This window comes from Paraburkholderia phenazinium, from assembly GCF_900142845.1.
GTDB lineage: Bacteria > Pseudomonadota > Gammaproteobacteria > Burkholderiales > Burkholderiaceae > Paraburkholderia > Paraburkholderia phenazinium_A.
The window spans coordinates 200,128-221,322 of record NZ_FSRU01000003.1 but is presented as its reverse complement, the minus strand read 5'-3'; the positions used below and the strand labels follow the sequence as shown (position 1 = coordinate 221,322).

Below are 21,195 nucleotides of genomic sequence, written 5' to 3'. Positions count from 1 at the left end.
GGCTATTGGTCTTGTCGATGGCGTGCGGCGGCGTATATCCTGCGTGGGCTTTTGATCCAATGCTAACCGGACGGTCGGTGCCAGCGACCGCCGCAGCGGCGATGCTTGGCGATGGCAGCGCTGGTGTCTGTGCATTTGGCCCGTTGCCCAATCCGCTGCCGTTGCAGGATGCGGTAGAGCGCGGCCTATGCAACAACCCCAAAACGCGCGAGGCCTGGGCGCAGGTCAAGATTCAGGCGGCAGGAGTCGGCATTGGTCGAGCCGCATATTTGCCCACAGTGACGGGTAACTGGCAGGGTGTACGGGACGACACCGCCACGAACGTCAGTGGTTATCCCCAATACAGTTCGGACTACCGGAACAGCGTACTCAGAACTGAGAGTGTGTCGCTGAACTGGGTGTTATACGACTTCGGAGGGCGCAAGGCGGCGCTGGCGAACGCGACGGCGCTGCTCGCTGCTGCGCGGGCCAGCCAGGAAGCAGCGTTGGAACAGGCTTTTGCGGACGTGGCGAAAGATTACTACGCAGCACAGGCTGCCCAAGGCGCATTTGCTGCCGCCCAGGAAATCGAGCAGACCGCAAACGACAGTTTCAAGGCCGCGACCGCTCGCGTCAGCAAAGGTATAGCACCCATTACCGACGAGCTGCAGGCCCAGACGTCGTGGGCGGAGGCCGTTATCAACCGGACGAAAGCGCAGGGAGACTGGCAATCCGCCCTTGGGACGCTAGCCTCCGATATGGATCTTGACCCGAGTATGCCGATAACCTTGCCTGATGTCGGTGACGGCGTGACGCCGGACGCGGACTTTGACGATTCGGTCGCAGAACTTATCGAAGAAGCCAAACGTTCTCATCCGAGCGTTCTGGCCGCTGAGGCTCAGGTCGAAGCGGCCGCGGCAAAACTAAGGCAGACACGCGCGGAAGGGTTGCCGAGCGTTAGCTTTGTCGCAAAGTACAGCTGGAACAATCAACCCACTGTCCTCGATGTCGGCTTCCCGCAGTTTCCTGCGAACGGACACGAATGGTATCTGGGTATTCAGGTTTCCATACCCATCTTTGAAGGCTTCACCCGAACGTACCAGATTCGTCAGGCCGAGGCGCAAACCGAGTTGCAGCGTGACACGCTGAATGAGGTGCAGCAGCAGGTAGGCCTTGATGTTTGGACGAGTTATCAGACGTTGCAGACTGCGACACACAATCTGGATAACATTGCCATGCTGCTTGACGTCGCACGACGCTCCTACACCGCTGCACAACGCCGATACCAGGTCGGAGTTGGAAATATCCTTGAGTTGCTCAACGCGCAATCGTCCTTGGCGGGAGCGAAGCGTCAGCGTATCCAGGCGTTGACTGACTGGCGTTCTGCGCGACTTCAACTGGCAGCTAAGCTTGGCAAGCTGCGGATGTGGGATATTGTTGATCAGCAGACCCGGAGCGTGGAATAGCATGAGTAAAGTAGAGATTCTTGGTTCTCGCTTCATCGCGCCTGTTGTCGGTGCTTGTCGGCACCGCTGCTGCGTACGGTCCAGGATGTGCTACACGTCGCGGGTGGCTGGGTTGGGTGGTCAATGTCAGCAAGTTACTGATTTAAATAAACGTACAGCGGCCTGCAAAGCCGTTTGTGCCTGTTGAGCCCGATCGGGTTTTTGCATCGGTAAAGCGACCTTGGGTGCCTCAGTTCGACCCCGAGTCGCCCCTTGATGTGAGGTGCTCGGCGACCGGTATTGCTCACGTTTCGGACGGTCTGCAGCAGTTTGCATTCAATTGACGACCGGCTTGTGTGCATCCGAGCATTTAGGAATGCAACAAATTCCGGAAATAAACCGACTGAGCTTTGTGCATTATCCGCTATCTTAGAGGGTGAAATCGATTCTTCGTCTCGTGCCTTCAATTTTAAGCATCTCGATAAAAGTCTATTCGTGATGGGGGATCGATATGGCTATGCGTGACAAGGGACTTAGGCGAAATCTTCAAATGCGTGCGAGCGCGCTTGTCGCGATCGCACTTCTTTCCCCGGCGGTCTGCAAGGCGGACGTTGACGGTCTGCCGAGCACGGACGAGCGCGTCATCGTTTATCGAGAATTGGAGCGCCAGTATGTCCGAGGCCGAGAAAATGAAGATGATGGACGCGGTGCACTGTGCAAAAATGTTGTGTCTGACGGATCCGACGGCCCCGACTTCTTTGAAATCCGGCTACCCAATGGCAAGTATCAGCAGGAAAAAAACAGTACAACATGCCTATTGGACATTTCAACAGGTTGCCAGTCGGGGATGTTTCCGGTTGAACGCCTGGAGGACGACGGACGTTGGGCATGGACTAAGTCACGCATTGGCTATCTTGCTTACCTCAGGCGTCTTGTGCTCACCGCCGGAATACCACCGGACGTGCTTAAGCCAGAGCTTGATGCCATGGAGAACCTTATTCTAACGAATATCGCGCGGAGACTTGCCCGGCCGGTGCGATTGCAGACTTATGAAATTCCGATCGGAATGGGCGCCAAAAATGACGTAGATTTTGATAATGGACGGATGGCAAATCTAGAGAGAGAATTTGCTGGAAGCTGGAACGCATATGTGGTCTCGCTTTCCAATGCTCAGCGGTCCAAGCTGTCCCTATTGGAGGGCGTACCTGACGGTTGCGGCGCGGGCGAGACAGAGTATGAGGTTATGACCACTCCTCCCGGAGGTAGGATCAGGCTCATAAGCGATATGGATGCGATGGTGTGCGAAGCGAGAAAAATTGACCCCTGGGATTTCAATCTATGCCAAGGGTGGACTGCGGTATTGTCCAAGACGATGGGACTTGTTGGGACTTACCGCTACGTTGTTGATTGGCCGAACGGTCAGAGTGTTCGCGATAAAGTGATCGTAGACCAGCAACGGGACCGCAGGCTTTGCATACCGCGGTCATGCGGTTAGATTTGGTACATAACAAGACCGCTTTCTAAAAAACTTCAACGCAGAGGTCGCAAATGCCATCTCGTCCAAAAAACGGACTGGACGATTTCTTTGGGGTCTTGCGGGACGTCCACAGGATCGCATTGGTTGCTGCTGGCGGGTTGATTTTGTTGCCACTACTCGCTGGACTTGGTGGCTATGTACCACCGTGGCCCTCTGGCATAGTCGGTATTACGTCCTTGGTGGAGCTTGTAGTCCTCATCACAGTCTTCCAACTTCTGTCGAGAGCGCAGCGGTCGAGGGCCTCTCGGATGATTCTCAGCTCGGCGATCCTCGTGCTCATTCTGAGCGCGATTTACCTACTTACCAATGCTATCTTTGTCTACTCGATACCGAATAACTCGACCCGAGTTGTCCTAGGGTGCGGGCTCTCAGAAAAAGCAAAACTGATCCTCGGCGGTTACGGACATTTACCGACGGATGTCTGTCCCGGCGAATTCACAGCAATGCTAGCATCCGCACAGTACGAGACGGACGTAGTTTGGTCGAAGTTATCCGTTAGTCTTATTAAGGGCGCACTGGCTTTTTCGTGGCTTGGAGCTTTCGGTGCACTAGCAGCGCTTGTCGGCGTTTTCGTCTCTTTCCAACGTCGTCAGCGGCCTTGGACAGCCACGCGTAGAACCTGATCGTTCAAAGGAGAGCAACTTGGGTGCACCGGAATTGAAGCAGATCTGATCTATACACCGCGATGTCGTGCACGAACGTCGCATTTGATGGCGGAAGTGGACGAAGCTGGGTGTCCCCTAGGCGGCTGAGGTTGGCCGATTGTCGCCGGGGCGCACGCGAGCCGGTGCACGTAGCAGCCGGTTGAGGCTCAAAAAGGGGAAGTTTTCGTGTGCTACAGATTTGCTACAGCAATGGTAGAAATCCATATCTGAAAAGCCTTGTGCCTGTCATTCCACCCCCTGAACTACGGGGAGATAGACCATCAACAGAGCGGGCAGAAACCCATTCAACAGTTCGCGTGACCTGACTCCGTGGGCGTTTGCGGCTTTTCCGCTTCGTCCTAAGCGAAGCACCGCCATGAACCGTAGTTTACCGCCGTCTCCACAGCACTTTGTCAGAAAGTGCTGCTGCGGCGTCTACCGTTGCCGCGACGGGGAAAACCATGGCTCGAATCCTGCCGGCCGGCAGTCGCTGGCGAGCCCAAGGCGCAAGCGAGCGCAGAGTATAGCAAAAACACCCGAAGTCAAAGGGTGCGCCACCACGTTCCGCCACCGCGAGCCACTGTCATTTAGCGGCTACGAAGCGATGCTACCCTCAACCCAACGTCGCCCGTGTGCACCCAGCGACGCTGCGGTTTCTTTCGCGAAAGCCGCTCCGCCCGCGGCTCCATCCCCACCTTTGATCAAGAGGTCACCATCATGAGCGACGCGAATAACGCCCCACGTCCCCAGCGGAATACGAAGGCCGATCATCATTACCGGTTCCACATGCCGCATGTCCATCTGGGCTCGGTGTTCGGCGACGACTGGTTCGCGCTGAAGGCCGAGAGCTTCGCGCGCTTCTTTGGAACACCGACTTTCCTGATTGCGCAGACGCTGATTGTTGCCGTCTGGATTGCCGTGAACATGCTGGGCTTTACCAAGTTCGACGTTTATCCGTTCATTCTTTTGAATCTCGCTTTCAGCCTTCAGGCGGCCTACGCTGCACCGCTGATTCTGCTGGCGCAAACCCGCCAGGCGGATCGCGACAAGGCGCATTCCGATGCCGACGCACGCCATCGCGAAGACATCGCGACGGCAAACGAGCAGCGCCAGGCGTTGGCGGCGAAACAGACCGAGCAGCTTGTGGTACTGCTTGAACAGAACACGCAACTAACTGCTCTGACAAAGCAGATGAGCGAGCGTATCGAAGCATTGACGCTTGAATTGCACAGTCAGCTGGCACGACGCGACGCAAGTACGTAAAAGCTTCTGTGGCTTCATGCAAGAGCGGCGTGCTTAAGGCTGGGTATCTGGCGACGCAGCGGGGTTACCAGCAGGCACGCTGGAATCCGTACGATCCGGTTGGCTGTCCTGACGTCGCCCTTCCCCAAGCGCGAGCCGCTCCATAGGCAGCGTCGTTGCGTCGTCGATGGCATCCACGTAACTGAAGCGATAGCGGGCATAGGTGGCCTGCAACCGCCCGAAGCCGTGGCAAAAGTCGTCGTGCACCACAGGCCTGAAGCTGAAGCCCAGCGGATAGTGCGCGTGTTCGAAGCATGTTTGCGACGGGTCTGGACCATAGAGCGCGTCGTCGAAGATGTAATCCTCGGTGGTCTCAAGATCACATGACGTCACCGCGAACGCGCAAATTACCGCAACAAGAAGCATCCCAACTATTGGTGCGCGCATATCGAATTGAGTCGTAGTGGTATCGGCCAATACAGACTCATGCAGGACAACAAAGTTTTTTGACAGCACCTTACCGGGTGTTTTCTGCGTGGCAGTGGCCGGCCATTTCGAAGAGCGGTTGCGACGTCTATGCAGTCACTGATGAACGCGCAGAACAAAGCCATTCGCGCCTACGAAGCGCGGCCCACCCCGAGCGCCGGCCGCGACGACCATCACGACCGTTAAAGCCGTTACGACCGTAACCTCCAAAAACAAAACGGCCCAGCAGACACCAGGCCTGCCAGGCCGTTCAGATCACCGCGCACCGCCACCCTCAGGCCGCGCGCCGTCCTCCACAGAGTCGCTTCAGAACTCCACAACCGCGAATTCCGCCTTACCCACATCGCACAGCGGGCAGCGCCAGTCTTCCGGGATGGCGGCGAAGCGCGTGCCTGCCGCGATGCCTTCTTCCGGCAGACCGTCTTCTTCGTTGTAGATCCAGCCGCAAATCAGGCAGACCCAGCTTTTGTACTCAACAATGACTTCGCTCACGACACACTCTTTTTCAGTTCAGCGACAACAATCCGCGCAGTCTGCCCCTTTTTGGGGCGCGCGGCGACCCGCAATATTACCGGAATTTGACAAAGCGCCCATGTGGGCCAATGCCGCGGCGCCGCACACCGTCACGGAACCCGCACGGTCACATAGCGTCACCGCGTGGCCGGTTCGCGGGCGAGGGCCGGGCCCGCAGCCTCGCGTCAAACGCCTGCATGCCTGACAGGGCCAGCGCCCCGGCCTTTCGGCCTATATCTTCCGGCATCCAGGCATCCGCCCGCGCGCCCGGTACAATGAGCGGTTCCGGCTCATTGCTGTCTTCTCTTCCAAATCTCCATGTCGCTTTACACCATTACCGGGGCGCAACTGGCGTTCGGTCACGTCGCGTTGCTCGATCACGCGGATTTCTCTCTCGAAGCGGGCGAGCGCGTCGGGCTGATCGGTCGCAATGGCGCGGGCAAGTCGTCGCTGCTGAAGATCGTCGCCGATCTGAGCAAGCCTGACGACGGCCTCGTCACGCGTCAGCAGGGCCTGACTTCGGTCTACGTGCCGCAAGAGCCGGAGTTCGATACGGACGACACGGTGTTCGACGCCGTCGCCGCCGGCCTCACGCACGCCCGCGCGCTGCTGGATGAATACGACGTGGTCGCCAACCAGCTTGCCGACGAACCCGAAGGCCCGGCGCACGACGCGCTCATGTCGCGCATGAACACGCTGCAATCGGCGCTGGACCATTCGGACGCCTGGAACTGGAGCACGCGCGTGGCCACCACGCTGCAGCAGATCGGCCTGAACGGCGAGGCGCGGGTCGGCTCGCTGTCGGGCGGCATGCAAAAGCGCGTGGCGCTGGCGCGGGCGCTGGTCGTGCAGCCGGACGTGCTGCTGCTGGACGAACCCACCAACCACCTTGACTTCGACGGCATCCGCTGGCTCGAAGATTTGCTGGTGTCGCTGCGCGCCGGGCTGCTGTTCATCACCCACGATCGCGCGTTTCTGGACCGCGTCGCCACCCGTATCGTCGAACTGGATCGCGGCCGCCTGCTGTCGTATCCGGGCAATTTCAGCGCCTACCAGACCCGCAAGGCGCAGCAGCTCGAAGTCGAGCAGGTGGAGGCGGCCAAGTTCGACAAGCTGCTGGCACAGGAAGAAGTGTGGATTCGCAAGGGCGTGGAAGCGCGCCGCACGCGCAGCGTCGGCCGGATTGCGCGGCTCGTGCAGATGCGCAACGAGCGCGCCGAGCGTCGCAACGTGCAGGGCAACGTCAAGCTGGACGTGGGGCAGGGCGAGAAGTCCGGCAAGATCGTCGCCGAACTGACGGATGTGACCAAGCGCTACGGTTCGCGCACGGTGGTGGACAACTTCACCGCCACGGTCATGCGCGGCGACAAGATCGGTTTTGTCGGCCCGAACGGCGCGGGTAAAACCACGCTGCTGAAGATGATCCTCGGCGAGTTGCAGCCGGATGACGGCACGGTGCGCATCGGCACCAACCTGCAGGTCGCGTATTTCGACCAGATGCGCGCGCAACTGGATCTGGACAAGAGTCTTGCCGATACCATCAGCCCGGGCAGCGAATGGGTCGAAGTCAACGGCCAGAAAAAGCACGTGATGAGCTATCTCGGCGACTTCCTGTTCGCACCGGAGCGCGCGCGTTCGCCGGTCAAGTCGCTCTCGGGCGGCGAGCGCAACCGTCTGCTGCTGGCGCGTCTGTTCGCGCGGCCGGCCAACGTGCTGGTGCTCGACGAACCCACCAACGACCTCGACATCCCGACGCTCGAACTGCTCGAAGAACTGCTCACGGAGTACGACGGCACGGTGCTGCTGGTCAGCCACGATCGCGCGTTTCTGGATAACGTCGCGACTTCGGTGATCGCGTCGGAAGGCGGCGGCAAGTGGCGCGAGTACGTCGGCGGCTTTACCGACTGGCAGATCCAGCGCGACCGCTCGCAACAGATGGCGCAGGACGCGCAAAAGGAAGCCGCCAAGGAAGTGGCGTCGAAAGACAGCGGCGGCGCGGCGGCAGCCCGCACTACGCCGCGTGCGGCCAAGTTGTCGTTCAAGGAGCAGCGCGAACTGGATGCGTTGCCGGCACAGATCGCCGCGCTCGAAGCCGAGCAAAAGACGATAGGCGCGCAACTCGAAGATGGTTCGATCTTCGCGAAGGATGCGGCGGAAGGCACGCGGCTGACGGCGCGCTACGCGGCGATCGACGAGGAGTTGCTGGTGGCGATGGAACGGTGGGACGAGCTGGAGAGCCGGCGGAAGTAAGCGGTGAGCGCGGCCGGAATGGCCGCGTGCTCGGCTTACCCCTGTTTCAGACTTAGAGGTAGCTGCCGGAGACCGGGTAGCTCGCGTTGCAGGGTTTGCCCCTCCGCCCCCCCACCAAATGGCCGATCGGACATCCGGCAAATTGCTCCCCGTATCGAAATCAGTAAAATACCCCGCGAACAGGCTTCCTGCGGCGTTCGCACCGGCTTACCGCCCATCGAGCGGCACGTCGGGCGCGCCAAGAGGAAGCCAGGCCACAAAAAAGTTTGCCCGCCGTGCGGGCACCCCACCCACCCCGTTGTTTCGTTTCGCTTTTTTTGAAAACTCAACGCATTGTCCACGGACCTGTCCACAGGACCTGTGGACAACGATGAACCGACGGACCCGAGTAAGCCATGTCTACGAAAAAGCCAAACGCCGCGTATAGCGAAGCGTCGATCAAGGTGTTGAAGGGCCTGGAGCCGGTCAAGCAACGGCCCGGCATGTACACCCGCACCGAGAATCCGCTGCACATCATTCAGGAAGTCATCGACAACGCCTCGGACGAAGCCCTCGGCGGCTACGGCCGGCAGATCACGGTCACGCTGCATGCGGACCAGTCGGTGTCGGTGGACGACGACGGCCGGGGGATTCCCTTCGGCCTGCATCCCGAAGAGGGCGTGCCGGTCGTCGAAATCGTCTTCACCCGCCTGCACGCAGGCGGCAAGTTCGACAAGGCCGCCGGCGGCGCCTACACGTTCTCGGGCGGTCTGCACGGCGTGGGCGTGTCGGTCACCAACGCGCTGTCCACGCGCCTCGACGTCACCGTCTGGCGCGACGGCAAGGTCGCCGAACTGGGTTTCGCCAACGGCGACGTGGCCAAACAGCTCCAGGTACGCCCGGCCGCCCGAGGCGAGAAGAAATCCGGTACCCGCGTCACCGCCTGGGCCAATCCGAAATACTTCGACTCGCCCAACCTGCCGCTCGGCGAACTGCAGCGTCTGCTGCGCTCGAAGGCGGTGTTGTTGCCGGGCGTCGAAGTCACGCTGATCAACGAGAAAACCGGCGAGAGCCAGACCTGGAAGTACGAAGACGGTCTGCGCGGCTATCTGCTCGAAGGCATGAACGGCAGCGACCTGCTGATTCCGCTCTTCGAAGGCGAACGCTACGCCGAGAACTCGCGCTCGAACGAAGAAACCTTCGCGGAAGGCGAGGGCGCCGCCTGGGTGGTGGCGTGGAGCGAAGAGGGTGCGCTCACGCGCGAGTCCTACGTCAACCTGATTCCGACGCCCGCGGGCGGCACGCACGAATCCGGCTTGCGCGACGGTCTGTTCCAGGCGGTCAAGAGCTTCGTCGAGTTGCACAATCTGCAGCCGAAGGGCGTGAAGCTGCTCGCGGAAGACGTGTTCGCGCGCGTCTCGTTCGTGCTGTCGGCGAAGGTGCTCGATCCGCAGTTTCAAGGGCAGATCAAGGAGCGTCTGAATAGCCGCGACGCAGTGAAACTGGTGTCGTCGTTCGCGCGTCCGGCGCTCGAGTTGTGGCTCAACCAGCACGTCGAGCATGGCAAGAAACTCGCGGATCTCGTCATCAAGCAGGCGCAGGCCCGCACCCGCGCCGGCCAGAAAGTGGAGAAGCGCAAGAGCTCGGGCGTGGCCGTTTTGCCGGGCAAGCTGACCGACTGCGAATCCACGGATATCGCCCGCAACGAACTGTTCCTCGTCGAGGGCGACTCGGCCGGCGGCTCCGCCAAGATGGGCCGCGACAAGGAATACCAGGCCATCCTGCCGCTGCGCGGCAAGGTGCTGAACACGTGGGAAACCGAGCGCGACCGCCTGTTCGCCAACAACGAAGTGCACGACATTTCGGTGGCGATCGGCGTCGATCCGCACAGCCCCGACGATCATATCGATCTGTCCAATCTGCGCTACGGCAAGATCTGCATTCTCTCGGACGCGGACGTCGACGGTTCGCACATTCAGGTACTGTTGCTGACGTTGTTCTTCAAGCACTTCCCGCAACTGATCGAACGCGGTCATGTGTGCGTGGCGCGTCCGCCGCTGTTCCGCGTCGATGCACCGGCACGCGGCAAGAAGCCCGCGCAGAAGCTCTACGCGCTGGACGACGGCGAACTCGAAGCGATCCTCGACAAGCTGCGCAAGGACGGCGTGCGCGAGACACAGTGGGCCATCAGCCGCTTCAAAGGTCTCGGCGAAATGAGCGCGGAGCAGTTGTGGGACACCACAATGAACCCGGACACGCGGCGTCTGTCGCCGGTTGCGCTGGGCGAGCTCGACTACGACGCCACGGTCGCACGTATGACCATGCTGATGGGCAAGGGCGAAGCGGCCTCGCGGCGCAGCTGGCTCGAAGAAAAGGGTAACGAAGTCGAAGCGGATATCTGAGCTGAGCGCCTCTACCAGGCCTGCTCGCGCAGCGTTCCTTCACGCCACATACGGATACGGAATCTAGATGGACGACAACACGCCTGATCTTTTCACCGAGGCGCCGGCGCCCGGCGACTCCCTGACGCTTGGCAACTACGCCGAGCGCGCCTATCTCGACTACGCGGTGAGCGTCGTCAAGGGGCGCGCGCTGCCGGACGTCTGCGACGGCCAGAAGCCGGTGCAGCGGCGCATCCTGTTCGCCATGAACGACATGGGCCTCTCCGACAACGCCAAGCCGGTGAAATCGGCGCGCGTGGTCGGCGACGTGCTCGGTAAGTACCACCCGCACGGCGACCAGTCGGCGTACGACGCGCTGGTGCGTCTCGCGCAAGACTTTTCGATGCGCTATCCGCTGATCGACGGCCAGGGCAATTTCGGTTCGCGCGACGGCGACGGCGCAGCGGCCATGCGGTACACCGAAGCGCGCCTGACGCCGATCGCCAAGCTGCTGCTCGACGAGATCGACCAGGGCACGGTCGATTTCATGGCCAACTACGACGGCTCGGAGCAGGAGCCGCGGCAACTGCCCGCGCGTTTGCCGTTCGTGCTGCTGAACGGCGCCTCGGGCATCGCGGTGGGTCTCGCTACGGAAATCCCGTCGCACAACCTGCGCGAAGTCGCGTCCGCAGCGGTGGCGATGATCCGCAACGAGCATATCCAGCACGCCGAGCTGATGCAGCACATCGCGGGGCCGGATTTCCCGGGTGGCGGCCAGATCATTTCGAGCGAAGCGGAAATCTCCGCGGCTTACGAAAGCGGCCGTGGCACGTTGAAGGTGCGGGCGCGCTGGAAGATCGAAGACCTGGCGCGCGGTCAGTGGCAACTGGTCATCACCGAACTGCCACCGAACACGGCCGCGCAGAAGGTGCTCGAAGAAATCGAAGAGCAGACCAATCCGAAGATCAAGCTCGGCAAGAAGACGCTCACGCCCGAACAACTGCAGACGAAGCAGACCATGCTCGCCCTGCTCGACGCCGTGCGCGACGAATCGGGCCGTGATGCGCCGGTACGCCTCGTATTCGAACCGAAGTCGAGCCGCATCGATCAGACCGAGTTCGTCAACACGCTGCTCGCGCATACGAGTCTTGAGTCGAACGCATCGCTCAATCTCGTGATGGTCGGCGGCGATGGCCGGCCGTGTCAGAAGAGCTTGCGCGACATGCTGAGCGAGTGGGTCGCGTTCCGCAAGGCCACGGTCACGCGCCGCACGCGCCATCGCTTGACCAAGGTGAACGACCGGATTCACATCCTCGAAGGCCGGATGATCGTCTTCTTGAATATCGACGAAGTCATCCGCATCATCCGCGAGTCGGATGAGCCGAAGGCCGCGCTGATCTCGGCATTCAGCCTCTCCGATCGCCAGGCCGAAGACATTCTTGAAATCCGTTTGCGTCAGTTGGCGCGGCTGGAAAAGATCAAGATCGAGAAGGAACTCACGGAACTGCGCGACGAGAAGGCCAAGCTCGAAGAACTGCTCGGCAGCGAATCGGCGCTGAAGCGCTTGCTCATCAAGGAAATCGAAGGTGACGCGAAGCAATACGGCGACGAGCGCCGCACGCTGATCCAGCAGGAAAAGCGCGCCACTTTCGAAGCCCGCGTGGTCGACGAACCGGTCACGGTGGTGATGTCGCAAAGGGGTTGGGTGCGCGCGCTGAAGGGTCATGGGCTCGATCCGGCCGGCTTCACCTTCAAGGCGGGCGACGCGCTTTACGCGGCGTTCCAGTGCCGCACGCCCGATACGCTGATTGCGTGGGGCAGCAACGGGCGCGTCTATTCGGTCGCGGTGGCGCTGCTGCCGGGCGGCCGCGGCGACGGCGTGCCGGTTACCTCGCTGATCGAGCTCGAGTCGGGCAGCCACCTGATGCACTACTTCGCCGCGCCGGCTGATCAGGCCTTGCTGCTGGCATCGAGCAACGGCTTCGGCTTTATCGCCAAGGTGGGCGACATGGTGAGCCGCGTGAAGGCCGGCAAGTCCTTCATGACCATCGACGAAGGCGCGACGCCGCTCGTGCCGATGCCGATGCTGCCGGACGCGACCCACGTCGCCTGTCTGTCGGGCGGCGGCCGTCTGCTGGTATTCGGTCTCGACGAGATGAAGACGCTCTCGGGCGGCGGCCGCGGCGTCACGCTGATGGCGCTCGACGACAAGGAAGCGTTGACCCAGGCGCTCGCCATCGGCAAAGCGGGCGTGGTCCTGCTCGGTACCGGTCGAGGCGGCAAAGCGTATGAAGAAACGCTGAGCGGCGCGGCACTCACGCCGCATATCGGCAAGCGCGCCCGCAAGGGCCGCGCGCCGGACACGAAGCTGAAGGTGTTCGAAATGCGGCCTGTGCTGCCCGTCGCGAAGTAAGTCGTAGTGCCGCGTGCGGGGCCTTTAACCACAGGCTGCGCACGCGGCAGGCAGCAAATTCGAGGATCGGCGCGCGGCGCAGCGCGCCGGCACAATCAATAAAACGATGGCATGAGCGATGAACTGCGGAACTGCGCGAACAACGTGCGGTCGAATGCGGTCATTAGCCGCGTCGGGCAAGGCTTTGAACCGCGTCGTTTAGGGGTCCAACCTGTCCGTCGACGAGCGGCACGCCCCATCATCGAGAGAGGAAAACAACATGACCAAAGCCGTCGAGCTCGCGCTCTTTTTGCATTTGCTGGGTGTGGCCGTGTGGGTCGGCGGGATGGTCTTTGCGCATTTTTGCCTGCGCCCGGCGCTCGCCGACCTCTCGCCGCAACTGCGCCTGCCGCTGTGGGAATCGGTGTTTGGGCGCTTCTTCAACTGGGTCGCCGCTTCGGTGATCATCATTCTGCTGACGGGCGGCTTCATGCTGACGCAGTTCGGCGGCGCCCATGCGTCGTGGCAACTGCATGCCATGGCGGGTCTCGGCATCGTGATGATGCTGATCTTCGGGCATATCCGCTTCGCGGTGTTTCCGCGTATCCGCCGCGCAGTGCAGGCGCAGAACTGGCCGGATGGCGCCCGGGCGGTCGGAACCGTGCGGCGCCTGGTGGTCGTCAATCTGGTGCTGGGTGTGGTGACGATCGGCGTGTCCGTTCTGTCCGGCGGGGTCTAGGCCACGCGCCGCAGCGCGTTGCGTGCCATGAGACGCGCCGCATCATGCCTCGCCAAGAAACGCCGCTTCCAAGCGGCGTTTTTCACATCCGCGCCGCCGCCGTTGGCGTTTGAGCCATCGGCCCCACAAGCCGCTCCGCCAGCGAATAGCGCTGCATGCACCGCTCCATGCTGTCGAGAAACGCGTGATCGGCCGCGTTCATCTTGCGGTCGCGATGCCACAGCAGATGCACGTCGACATCCGCGAGGCCTTCTTCCGGCGGCAGGCGCCAGAGCCGCTGCTGGGCGAGATCGTCGCGCACGATGTGCTCCGGCAGACAGCCGACGCCATACCCCGCGAAGATCAGCCGCCGCACTTCGTCGAGGCTCGGCGACGACGCCACGATGCGCCCCGTGAAGCCCTTCTGGTCGCGAAACACGGTGAGCGGCGAGAGGCTGTCGCCGATCTGGTCGCTGGTGAACGAGACGAAATTCTCCGTCAGCAGGTCCTCCATCGTCAGTTGCGACTTGCCGAACAGGCGATGGTGGCGTCCGCAGAAAATCGCATAGCGCTGGCGCAGGAAGCAGCGCATTTCCAGCTTGTCCATCGGGGTGCGGCACAGGCTCAGGCCCGCTGTCGCCGTCTTCTGCAGCAGCGAGGAGATGATGTCCGACGAGCGCATCACTTCAATCTGCAGATCGATGCGCGGATAGGTGCGGTGAAACTCGGCGAGGAATTCGTCGTAGACCGGCGAGTCGATCCGGCTCACGCTCAGGAGGCGGATCGAACCGGTAATGTCCTCGGTGCGGTCGTCGAGCTCGGTCTCCAGCCGGGAAATGTTGCCGTAGATGTCGCTCGCGATCCGGTAGACCTCTTCACCCGCCTGGGTGGGCACGAAATGCGGGCCACGCCGCTCGATCAGCTTGCGCTGGAGGGTGTCTTCGAGCCGCTTGAGCGCCTGGCTCACGGCGGGCTGCGTGACGTACAAACGGGCCGCCGCGCGGCTTACGCTGCGCTCCTGCATGATCACAAGGTAGGTGCGCAGCAGGTTCCAGTCGAGCCGGTCGTTCAGAAAGCGGGTGATTTCGGCGCGCATGGGAGCCATGTTCCTGGATGAGTATTAGCCAGATTTATGCGGGGAATAATAACGCGAAATTTGACTAATGTTTTATGGCTGCCGATAAATGACCCCATCAGCCAAGGAGCCAGCATGAACCTACCTGCAATGTCCGCCCGCCAACCGGCGCGCGCAGCGACGGCCGCGTTTATCGGCACCATGATCGAGTGGTACGACTTCTACATCTACGCCACGGCGGCCGCGCTCGTATTCGGCACGCTGTATTTCCCGTCGCACGATCCGTTTGTCAGCACGATGGCGTCGTTCGCCACCTTTGCGGTCGGCTTTTTTGCTCGTCCGATCGGTGGGCTCGTGTTCGGCCACCTCGGCGACCGGATCGGCCGCAAGAAGGCGCTGATGACCACGCTGATGATGATGGGCATTGCGACCGTCTGTGTCGGGCTGCTGCCGGACTTCTCGAAGGTCGGCGTGCTCGCGCCGGTCCTGCTGGTGCTGCTGCGCGTCGTGCAGGGCATCGCCGTGGGCGGCGAATGGGGCGGGGCGGTGCTGATGGCCGGCGAACACGCACCGCAAGGACGGCGCACGTTTTTCGCTTCGTTCGCGCAGTTGGGCAGCCCGGCGGGACTCATCCTGTCGCTGGTGGCGTTTCGCGCCGTGACCTCGCTCGACAAGGCCGACTTCCTGTCGTGGGGCTGGCGTCTGCCGTTTCTCGCGAGCTCGGTGCTGCTGGTGGTCGGCATCCTGATCCGGATGGGCGTCAACGAATCGCCGGAATTTGCCCAGATCAAGGAAGCGAACAAGACCGTCAAGCTGCCGGTCGCCGAAGTGTTCAGTTCAGCCTGGCGACTCGTGCTGCTGTGCATCGGCGCCAATACCATCGGCATTGCTGGTGTCTATTTCACCAACACCTTCATGATCGCCTACACGACGCAGTACGTCGGCGTCACCCGCTCGCTGATTCTCGATTGCCTGTTCGCGGTCGCGATCATCCAGTTGTGCGCGCAACCGGTGGCCGCGTGGCTCGCCGAGCGCATCGGCAGTGCGCGCTTTCTGAAGTTCGCCGCGCTCGCTGCGATGCTCTCGCCGTATCCGATGTTCGTGCTGGTGCAGAGCGGCAGCGTCGTGCCGATGGTGATCGGCATTGCCATCGCGGTGGTCTGCATGGCGAGCTTCTATTCGGTGATCGCGGGCTTCGTGAGCGGCGTGTTTCCGACGCGCGTGCGCTACTCGGCGATCTCGCTGTCGTATCAGGTATGTGGTGCGGTCGCGGGCGGCCTCACGCCGCTGGTCGGCACCTATCTCGCGCATCGCTTCGTCGGTCAGTGGTGGCCGCTTGCCGTGTTCTACACGTGTCTGGCTGCAATCTCCCTGCTGTGCATCGTTGCGCTCGACGCGCGACGTTCGCAACGCGCCGACGCGAGCGAAGCGCTGCACGCAAGCTGAGCAAGAACGAACACCGGTAATACCAAGGAATCCGCATGAAAACGTTTTTCCATCCCGAGCAACTGCTGCATCATCCGCGCAGCTATCTGTCGCGTGGGCAAATGCGGGCGCCGCAGGAAGTGCCCGAGCGCGCGACGCGCCTCGTCAACGCCGTGAAGGCCCTCGACTTCGACGTGCGCGAGCCGGCCGATTTCGGCACCGCCGCCATCGCCGCGGTTCACGACATGAACTACCTGCGCTTTCTCGAAGAGGCGCACGCCGCGTGGAAGCAGATCCCCGACGACTGGGGCGACGAGGTCATGTCGAACATCTACGTGCGCGAGCCGAACCCGCTGCGCGGCGTGCTGGCCCAGGCCGCCCGCTATCAGGCAGACGGCAGTTGCCCGATCGGCGAGCATACGTGGCGCGCCGCTTACTGGTCGGCGCAAAGCGCGCTGGCTGCCGCGGCGGTGGTCAACGACGGCGGACGCGAGAGCTACGCGCTGTGCCGGCCGCCCGGCCATCACGCGCGCGCCGATGCGGCGGGGGGCTTCTGCTACCTGAACAACGCGGCCATTGCGGCACAGGCGCTGCGCAAGCAATACCGGCGCGTCGCGATTCTCGACACCGACATGCACCACGGCCAGGGCGTGCAGGAAATCTTTTACGGCCGCGACGACGTGCTGTATGTCTCGATTCACGGCGACCCGACCAATTTCTATCCGGTCGTGACAGGCCATGAGGATGAGCGCGGTGCGGGCTCCGGCGACGGCTTCAACGTCAACTTCCCGATGCCGCATGGCTCGTCAGAAGACGTGTTCTTCGAACGGGTCGACGACGCATTGCGCGTACTGAAGCGTTTCGAGCCGGACGTGCTGGTGCTGGCGCTCGGCTTCGATATCTACAAGGACGATCCGCAATCGAAGGTGGCGGTTACCACCGCAGGCTTCGGCCGTTTGGGTGCGGCGATCGGCGCGCTGGATTTGCCTTCGGTGATCGTTCAGGAGGGCGGCTATCACCTGGAGAGTCTCGAGGCGAATGCACAGGCTTTCTTTGGCGGCTTCACAGCGGCGCGCTCGCGTTAACCACCGGTAGCCATGCTCCAGGTAGCGGGTAGCGTGAGACGCAGCCCGCTGCCTGACTTTCAACCCATCGCCGCATACGCCAGCCACAGCCCGCACACGCCGGCCACCGTCCCATAGACGATGTACACCGGCACCTTGAGCTTGGCGAAGCACATGCACGAGAACAGCGCGGTCACCAGATACTGCGGCTGCAACGGCACGCGCTGGGCGATGCGCAGCACGGCGACCGCGAGAAACGCCGTTGTCACCGCGCGCAGAATCCGCATGCCGTGCTCGAAGCGCGGATTGGCCTTCAGTTGATGCAGATTGCGCTGCGCCAATACGACGAGGCAACCCGAAGGCACAAACAGCGCGAGCGTCGCGATCAAGGCACCCACCCAGCCATCGACGAGGTAGCCGAAGAACGGCACCACGTTCAGGAGCGGCCCGGGCGAGAGCGGCGAAAGCGAAAACGCCAGCGTGAAGTCGTTATCGGACACGCCGATTCCAGGCGTGACGAATAGCGCCTTGAGCACCGGCAGCGCGGAGAAGCCGCCACCGAACAGCGTCATGCCTGCCCCCGCCAGCCGCGGCCACAGCAGCGCGAGTTCGTAGCGGTGCGGCAGCGGAATGGCGAACAGCGCCAGCAGCACGCACAGCGCTGTCATCAGTTGCAGGTCGCTGCGCGCAATCGAAATCTTGAGCCGCACCTGGCGGGAGGGACTGTTGAACCAGCCGACCGCGAACGCCACCCCGAGCATGGCCACGTAAGCGGCCGGGCTGCGCGCATAGGCCAGCGTGAGACAACCGAGCAGCGCCGCGACCCATTCCAGCTTGCCGCGCACGAGCGCGCGCGTCTGCTTGTACCAGGTTACGCCGATCAGCGTGCCCAGCACGACGCTGAAGTGATTGAGGAGGGTTTGCGAAGCCACGGCGCGCACGAACGGCGTGCGGTAGAAGATCGCGAACAGCGTCATCAGCATGAAGAAGGGCAGCACACTGGCGACGCCCGCGACCCACGCGCCGGACCGTCCACGTAACGCATGCCCCACCTGCACGGCGACGTTGCAGCCCACCGGTCCGGGCACCATCCATGCCAGCGCGATCAGATCGGAGAAGGCGACCCGCGACAAACGGCCTTCGCGTTCGACATAGTGATTTTCGAGTTGCGCCATCAGCGCGAGACCGCCCCACGACAGCGCCGACAGGCCGCACACGACCCGGAACAGCGTCCATAGCGGTTCCCGCTCACCTCGTCGAATAGCGTCCTGGCTGCTTATCATGTACATGACAGTCTGCACGCCGGGCACGCCGGACGTGCTGATATTGAGAGGCCGTTTCGTTATCGTATGCGCCCTGCGTGGCCGGGAAGGCGCGTGGAATGCTTCAGTACTCTTGAATATATCCGGTTTTGCGAGTGCGCGTCGTGATGCGGACGCGTTTATGCGGATTGTCCGCTGTTTGACGTGGCGCCGGCGCCGGCGTTGTCCGCGGCCGGTTCGCGCGCGCCGCGCCGCTCAGCCATGCCGCATACGCCGAAGCGTTCGAGCAGCGCCGGAATGGCGTCGACGGGGACAGGGCGCGAGAACAGGAAGCCTTGCGCTTCGATATGGCCGAGCGCTGCGAGCCAGGCGATCTGTTCTTCCGTTTCGGTGCCTTCGACCACCACGGTGAGGCCGAGCGAGCGCGCGAGGTTGACGATGGCCGTGACCATCACGCAGACGCTGCGGTCGCCGGGAATCGCCTGCACGAACGAGCGATCCACCTTCAGCGTATCCACCGAGAAACGGTTCAGGTACGACAACGAGGAGTAGCCGGTACCGAAGTCGTCCAGGGCGATGCGCACGCCCAGACGCTTGAGCGCGAAGATCTTCTCCGATACGAGCTCCGGGTACTCCATCATCGCGGTCTCGGTGATTTCGAGTTCGAGGCGGCGCGCGGAGATGCCGGTTTCCTCGATCGCATGCGAAATGGTTTCGTAGAGGTCGCCGCGCCAGAACTGCACGGCCGAGATGTTCACCGCCAGCGACAGCGTGTCGTAGCCCTGCTGTTGCCACACCGCGAGCTGGCGGCAGGCGGTTTCGATCACGAAGTCGCCGATCGGCACGATCAGGCCGGTCGATTCGGCCACCGGAATGAATTCGTTAGCGGGAATCAGACCATGCTGCGGATGATTCCAGCGCACCAGCGCCTCGAAGCCGGTGATGCAGCGGCGCGTGAGATCGATCTTCGGCTGGTAGGCGAGAAACAGTTGCCCTTCGGCGAGCGCCACGCGCAGTTGCTGTTCCCACTTCATCAGGTGATCGGCGCGATGCGAGAGTTGCGGCGAGTAGAACTGGTAGCAGTTCTTGCCGGCGTCCTTCGCGCTGTACATCGCGAGATCGGCTTTTTTCAGCAGGTCGATTTCGCTTTCGTTCGGCACGGAGTAGAGCGCAATGCCGATGCTCGCATGCAGCACGAAGGCACTGCCGCGCACTTCGAACGGCTTGGCGAAGACTTCGGCCGCCGCTTCCGCGAGATCGACGGCGCGCTTCTCGACTTCGTCGCCCTTGATCACCACCACGAACTCGTCTCCGCCGATGCGGCTCAACGCACCGCCGTCGCCGATCGCATCGGCGAGGCGCGAGGCCGTCATCTGCAGGACGATGTCGCCGGCATTGTGGCCGAGCGTGTCGTTGACGGTCTTGAAGTTGTCCAGATCGATGAACAGGATGGCGAGCCGGCCCAGGTTGGCCGGGTTGGCGACGTCGTGGCGCAGGCTCTGCAGCGTCGCATAGCGGTTGCGCAGGCCGGTCAGCAGATCGTATTCGACCAGATGCGTCATCTCGCGCTCGCGGCCGAGCAGTTTGCCGATCAGGCCGGTGGCGACCGCGAAGAAGCTGAGCATGGCGAGCGAGATGAAGCCCGCCATCAGCAGATAGACGTTGCGCGTGTGGTTGTAGTCGGCGAACTCTTCGGCTTGCGACAGGCCCACCAGCACGCCGAGCGGATAGCCGTCGATATGCCGGTACGAGAAGATGCGCGTGACGTTGTCGATCGAATCGACGTAGGTGCCCGAGACGTGCTCCGAGGTCGGATACGAGCCGCTCGCGGAGAACTTGCTGCTGGCGGAGTCGGAGTTGCCGGTGCGGCGCGCGAGCACGGTGCCGTTGTCCGAGATCACCGCAATCACGCCGTCGCGGCCGATCGCCGCGTTGTTATAGAAGTCGCTGGTGAAGTAGCTCGGGTCTTCCGAGACCACCACCACGCCCGCAAACGAGCCGTCCTGGTGATTCAGCCGGCGCGTCATCTGCAGTGTCCATTGCCCTGAGACGCGGCCGAGTACCGGCTTGCTGATGTAGAGGTTGTCGTCGTTCTCGTGCTCGTGGACCTTGAAGTGCTCGCGGTCGGACAGGTCGATCTGCTTCGGGTTCTGTTCGGCCGTGTTGGAAACCAGAATGCCGTGTTCGTCGATGATCGACACCTGCACCAGGGTGTCGCTCTGCACGACACCTTTTTCAACCGTGCTGGCGAGGTCGAAATGGTCGGGGGTCTTCTCGAACTCGTATTTGACGAAGCGCGTGATCTGGTCGACCTGATGGATCGCCTTGACCGTATGTTGTTCGAGTGCGGCCGAGAGGATCGCGGCGGAGGCCATGGCCTCGCGCGAGGTGGCGTCTTTCTCGACCGACAGGCGCGCGAAAATCACCGTCCATAGCAGGATCAGCACCAGCACGCCGAGTGCGGGAATGGCGAGCAACGCGCGACGGCGCGGCACAACCGTATCCGGGCGGTGCCTTGCATCGCGCGCAGCAAAGAGGCGGTGCTGACTCATCGGGAAGACCGCGCCCGTGTGCCATGGCGCAGCGGCTTCGTGTACATCGACTGCGCTGGTTTCGAGAGTGGCTGCATGGTGAGCGGGGTGCCGAGACTGCTGCGCAGGAGGAAAGAGCGTGGCGTCGTGCCAGACCATCCGTGGGTCATCGAATACCGTTCGATATTACTGAATGCCACTCGATTAAGGAAGAGCCCATGCTGCGGGTATACGCGCGCCTGACCAGGCATGCGCGGCGCATGATTTTCCCA

General features: G+C 62.2%; 14 protein-coding genes. 9 read left to right on the top strand and 5 right to left on the bottom strand.

Translation table 11 applies throughout. From position 1 onward, the window contains the following. The first annotated feature begins 77 nt into the window (after window positions 1–77). The 3 genes from BUS12_RS34560 (at window position 78) to BUS12_RS34550 (ending at window position 4,868) form a co-directional block, all read left to right on the top strand. Window positions 78–1,445 carry a TolC family protein gene (locus tag BUS12_RS34560; protein ID WP_367117662.1) on the top strand — a complete coding sequence of 456 codons (1,368 nt, stop codon included), beginning with the start codon at window positions 78–80 and terminating at the stop codon, window positions 1,443–1,445. Between the two features lie 496 nt (window positions 1,446–1,941). Continuing rightward, on the top strand, window positions 1,942–2,919 hold the full coding sequence (locus BUS12_RS34555) for a hypothetical protein (RefSeq protein ID WP_143788570.1): 978 nt from the start codon (window positions 1,942–1,944) through the stop codon (window positions 2,917–2,919). 1,316 nt (window positions 2,920–4,235) lie between these two features. Further along, window positions 4,236–4,868: a DUF1003 domain-containing protein gene (locus BUS12_RS34550; RefSeq protein ID WP_253190293.1), complete on the top strand. Its 633-nt coding sequence runs from the start codon at window positions 4,236–4,238 to the stop codon at window positions 4,866–4,868. Between the two features lie 33 nt (window positions 4,869–4,901). Here BUS12_RS34550 and BUS12_RS34545 read toward each other — a convergent pair whose 3' ends face one another. Together BUS12_RS34545 and BUS12_RS34540 are read right to left on the bottom strand one after the other, a co-directional pair. Next, window positions 4,902–5,324, bottom strand: a complete 423-nt coding sequence (locus BUS12_RS34545) for a hypothetical protein (protein ID WP_083640793.1) — start codon at window positions 5,322–5,324, stop codon at window positions 4,902–4,904. Between the two features lie 315 nt (window positions 5,325–5,639). Continuing rightward, on the bottom strand, window positions 5,640–5,825 hold the full coding sequence (locus BUS12_RS34540; protein ID WP_074302012.1) for a rubredoxin: 186 nt from the start codon (window positions 5,823–5,825) through the stop codon (window positions 5,640–5,642). Between the two features lie 339 nt (window positions 5,826–6,164). On the opposite strand from BUS12_RS34540, the gene BUS12_RS34535 reads away from it, so the two are divergent. The 4 genes from BUS12_RS34535 to BUS12_RS34520 all read left to right on the top strand — a co-directional run bounded on the left by BUS12_RS34535 (window position 6,165) and on the right by BUS12_RS34520 (window position 13,587). After that, window positions 6,165–8,096, top strand: a complete 1,932-nt coding sequence (locus tag BUS12_RS34535; protein WP_074302011.1) for an ATP-binding cassette domain-containing protein — start codon at window positions 6,165–6,167, stop codon at window positions 8,094–8,096. 395 nt (window positions 8,097–8,491) lie between these two features. Beyond that, the gene (locus BUS12_RS34530; RefSeq protein WP_074302010.1) at window positions 8,492–10,477 is read left to right on the top strand and encodes a DNA topoisomerase IV subunit B; all 1,986 of its coding nucleotides are present in this window, start codon (window positions 8,492–8,494) and stop codon (window positions 10,475–10,477) included. Between the two features lie 67 nt (window positions 10,478–10,544). Next, the gene (gene parC, locus BUS12_RS34525) at window positions 10,545–12,869 is read left to right on the top strand and encodes a DNA topoisomerase IV subunit A (protein ID WP_074302009.1); all 2,325 of its coding nucleotides are present in this window, start codon (window positions 10,545–10,547) and stop codon (window positions 12,867–12,869) included. A 259-nt stretch (window positions 12,870–13,128) separates the two neighbouring features. Further along, a complete protein-coding gene (locus BUS12_RS34520; RefSeq protein WP_074302008.1) occupies window positions 13,129–13,587 on the top strand; it encodes a CopD family protein in 459 nt (152 codons plus the stop codon). A gap of 82 nt (window positions 13,588–13,669) precedes the next feature. Here BUS12_RS34520 and BUS12_RS34515 read toward each other — a convergent pair whose 3' ends face one another. Beyond that, window positions 13,670–14,662, bottom strand: a complete 993-nt coding sequence (locus BUS12_RS34515) for a LysR family transcriptional regulator (protein WP_074302007.1) — start codon at window positions 14,660–14,662, stop codon at window positions 13,670–13,672. 114 nt (window positions 14,663–14,776) lie between these two features. Between BUS12_RS34515 and BUS12_RS34510 the strand changes: the two genes are divergently transcribed. Together BUS12_RS34510 and BUS12_RS34505 are read left to right on the top strand one after the other, a co-directional pair. Beyond that, complete coding sequence (locus BUS12_RS34510; RefSeq protein WP_074302006.1) at window positions 14,777–16,087, top strand: MFS transporter; 1,311 nt, start codon at window positions 14,777–14,779, stop codon at window positions 16,085–16,087. A 35-nt stretch (window positions 16,088–16,122) separates the two neighbouring features. Further along, the gene (locus BUS12_RS34505) at window positions 16,123–17,151 is read left to right on the top strand and encodes a histone deacetylase family protein (RefSeq protein WP_074302005.1); all 1,029 of its coding nucleotides are present in this window, start codon (window positions 16,123–16,125) and stop codon (window positions 17,149–17,151) included. Window positions 17,152–17,210: 59 nt separating this feature from the next. Here BUS12_RS34505 and BUS12_RS34500 read toward each other — a convergent pair whose 3' ends face one another. Further along, window positions 17,211–18,419 (bottom strand): chromate transporter, encoded by a 1,209-nt coding sequence (locus BUS12_RS34500; protein ID WP_074302004.1) that lies wholly within the window; start codon window positions 18,417–18,419, stop codon window positions 17,211–17,213. A 152-nt stretch (window positions 18,420–18,571) separates the two neighbouring features. Beyond that, on the bottom strand, window positions 18,572–20,944 hold the full coding sequence (locus tag BUS12_RS34495) for a bifunctional diguanylate cyclase/phosphodiesterase (protein WP_074302003.1): 2,373 nt from the start codon (window positions 20,942–20,944) through the stop codon (window positions 18,572–18,574). Window positions 20,945–21,195 lie beyond the last annotated feature (251 nt).

What these genes read in the sequence shown, in the direction of transcription:
- BUS12_RS34510 (WP_074302006.1), top strand. Translation starts at nt 14,777, where the DNA reads ATGAACCTACCTGCAATGTCCGCCCGCCAACCGGCGCGCGCAGCGACG.
- BUS12_RS34535 (WP_074302011.1), top strand. Translation starts at nt 6,165, where the DNA reads ATGTCGCTTTACACCATTACCGGGGCGCAACTGGCGTTCGGTCACGTC.
- BUS12_RS34515 (WP_074302007.1), bottom strand. Translation starts at nt 14,662, where the DNA reads ATGCGCGCCGAAATCACCCGCTTTCTGAACGACCGGCTCGACTGGAAC.
- BUS12_RS34505 (WP_074302005.1), top strand. Translation starts at nt 16,123, where the DNA reads ATGAAAACGTTTTTCCATCCCGAGCAACTGCTGCATCATCCGCGCAGC.
- BUS12_RS34500 (WP_074302004.1), bottom strand. Translation starts at nt 18,419, where the DNA reads ATGTACATGATAAGCAGCCAGGACGCTATTCGACGAGGTGAGCGGGAA.
- BUS12_RS34555 (WP_143788570.1), top strand. Translation starts at nt 1,942, where the DNA reads ATGCGTGACAAGGGACTTAGGCGAAATCTTCAAATGCGTGCGAGCGCG.
- BUS12_RS34495 (WP_074302003.1), bottom strand. Translation starts at nt 20,944, where the DNA reads ATGAGTCAGCACCGCCTCTTTGCTGCGCGCGATGCAAGGCACCGCCCG.
- parC (WP_074302009.1), top strand. Translation starts at nt 10,545, where the DNA reads ATGGACGACAACACGCCTGATCTTTTCACCGAGGCGCCGGCGCCCGGC.
- BUS12_RS34530 (WP_074302010.1), top strand. Translation starts at nt 8,492, where the DNA reads ATGTCTACGAAAAAGCCAAACGCCGCGTATAGCGAAGCGTCGATCAAG.
- BUS12_RS34520 (WP_074302008.1), top strand. Translation starts at nt 13,129, where the DNA reads ATGACCAAAGCCGTCGAGCTCGCGCTCTTTTTGCATTTGCTGGGTGTG.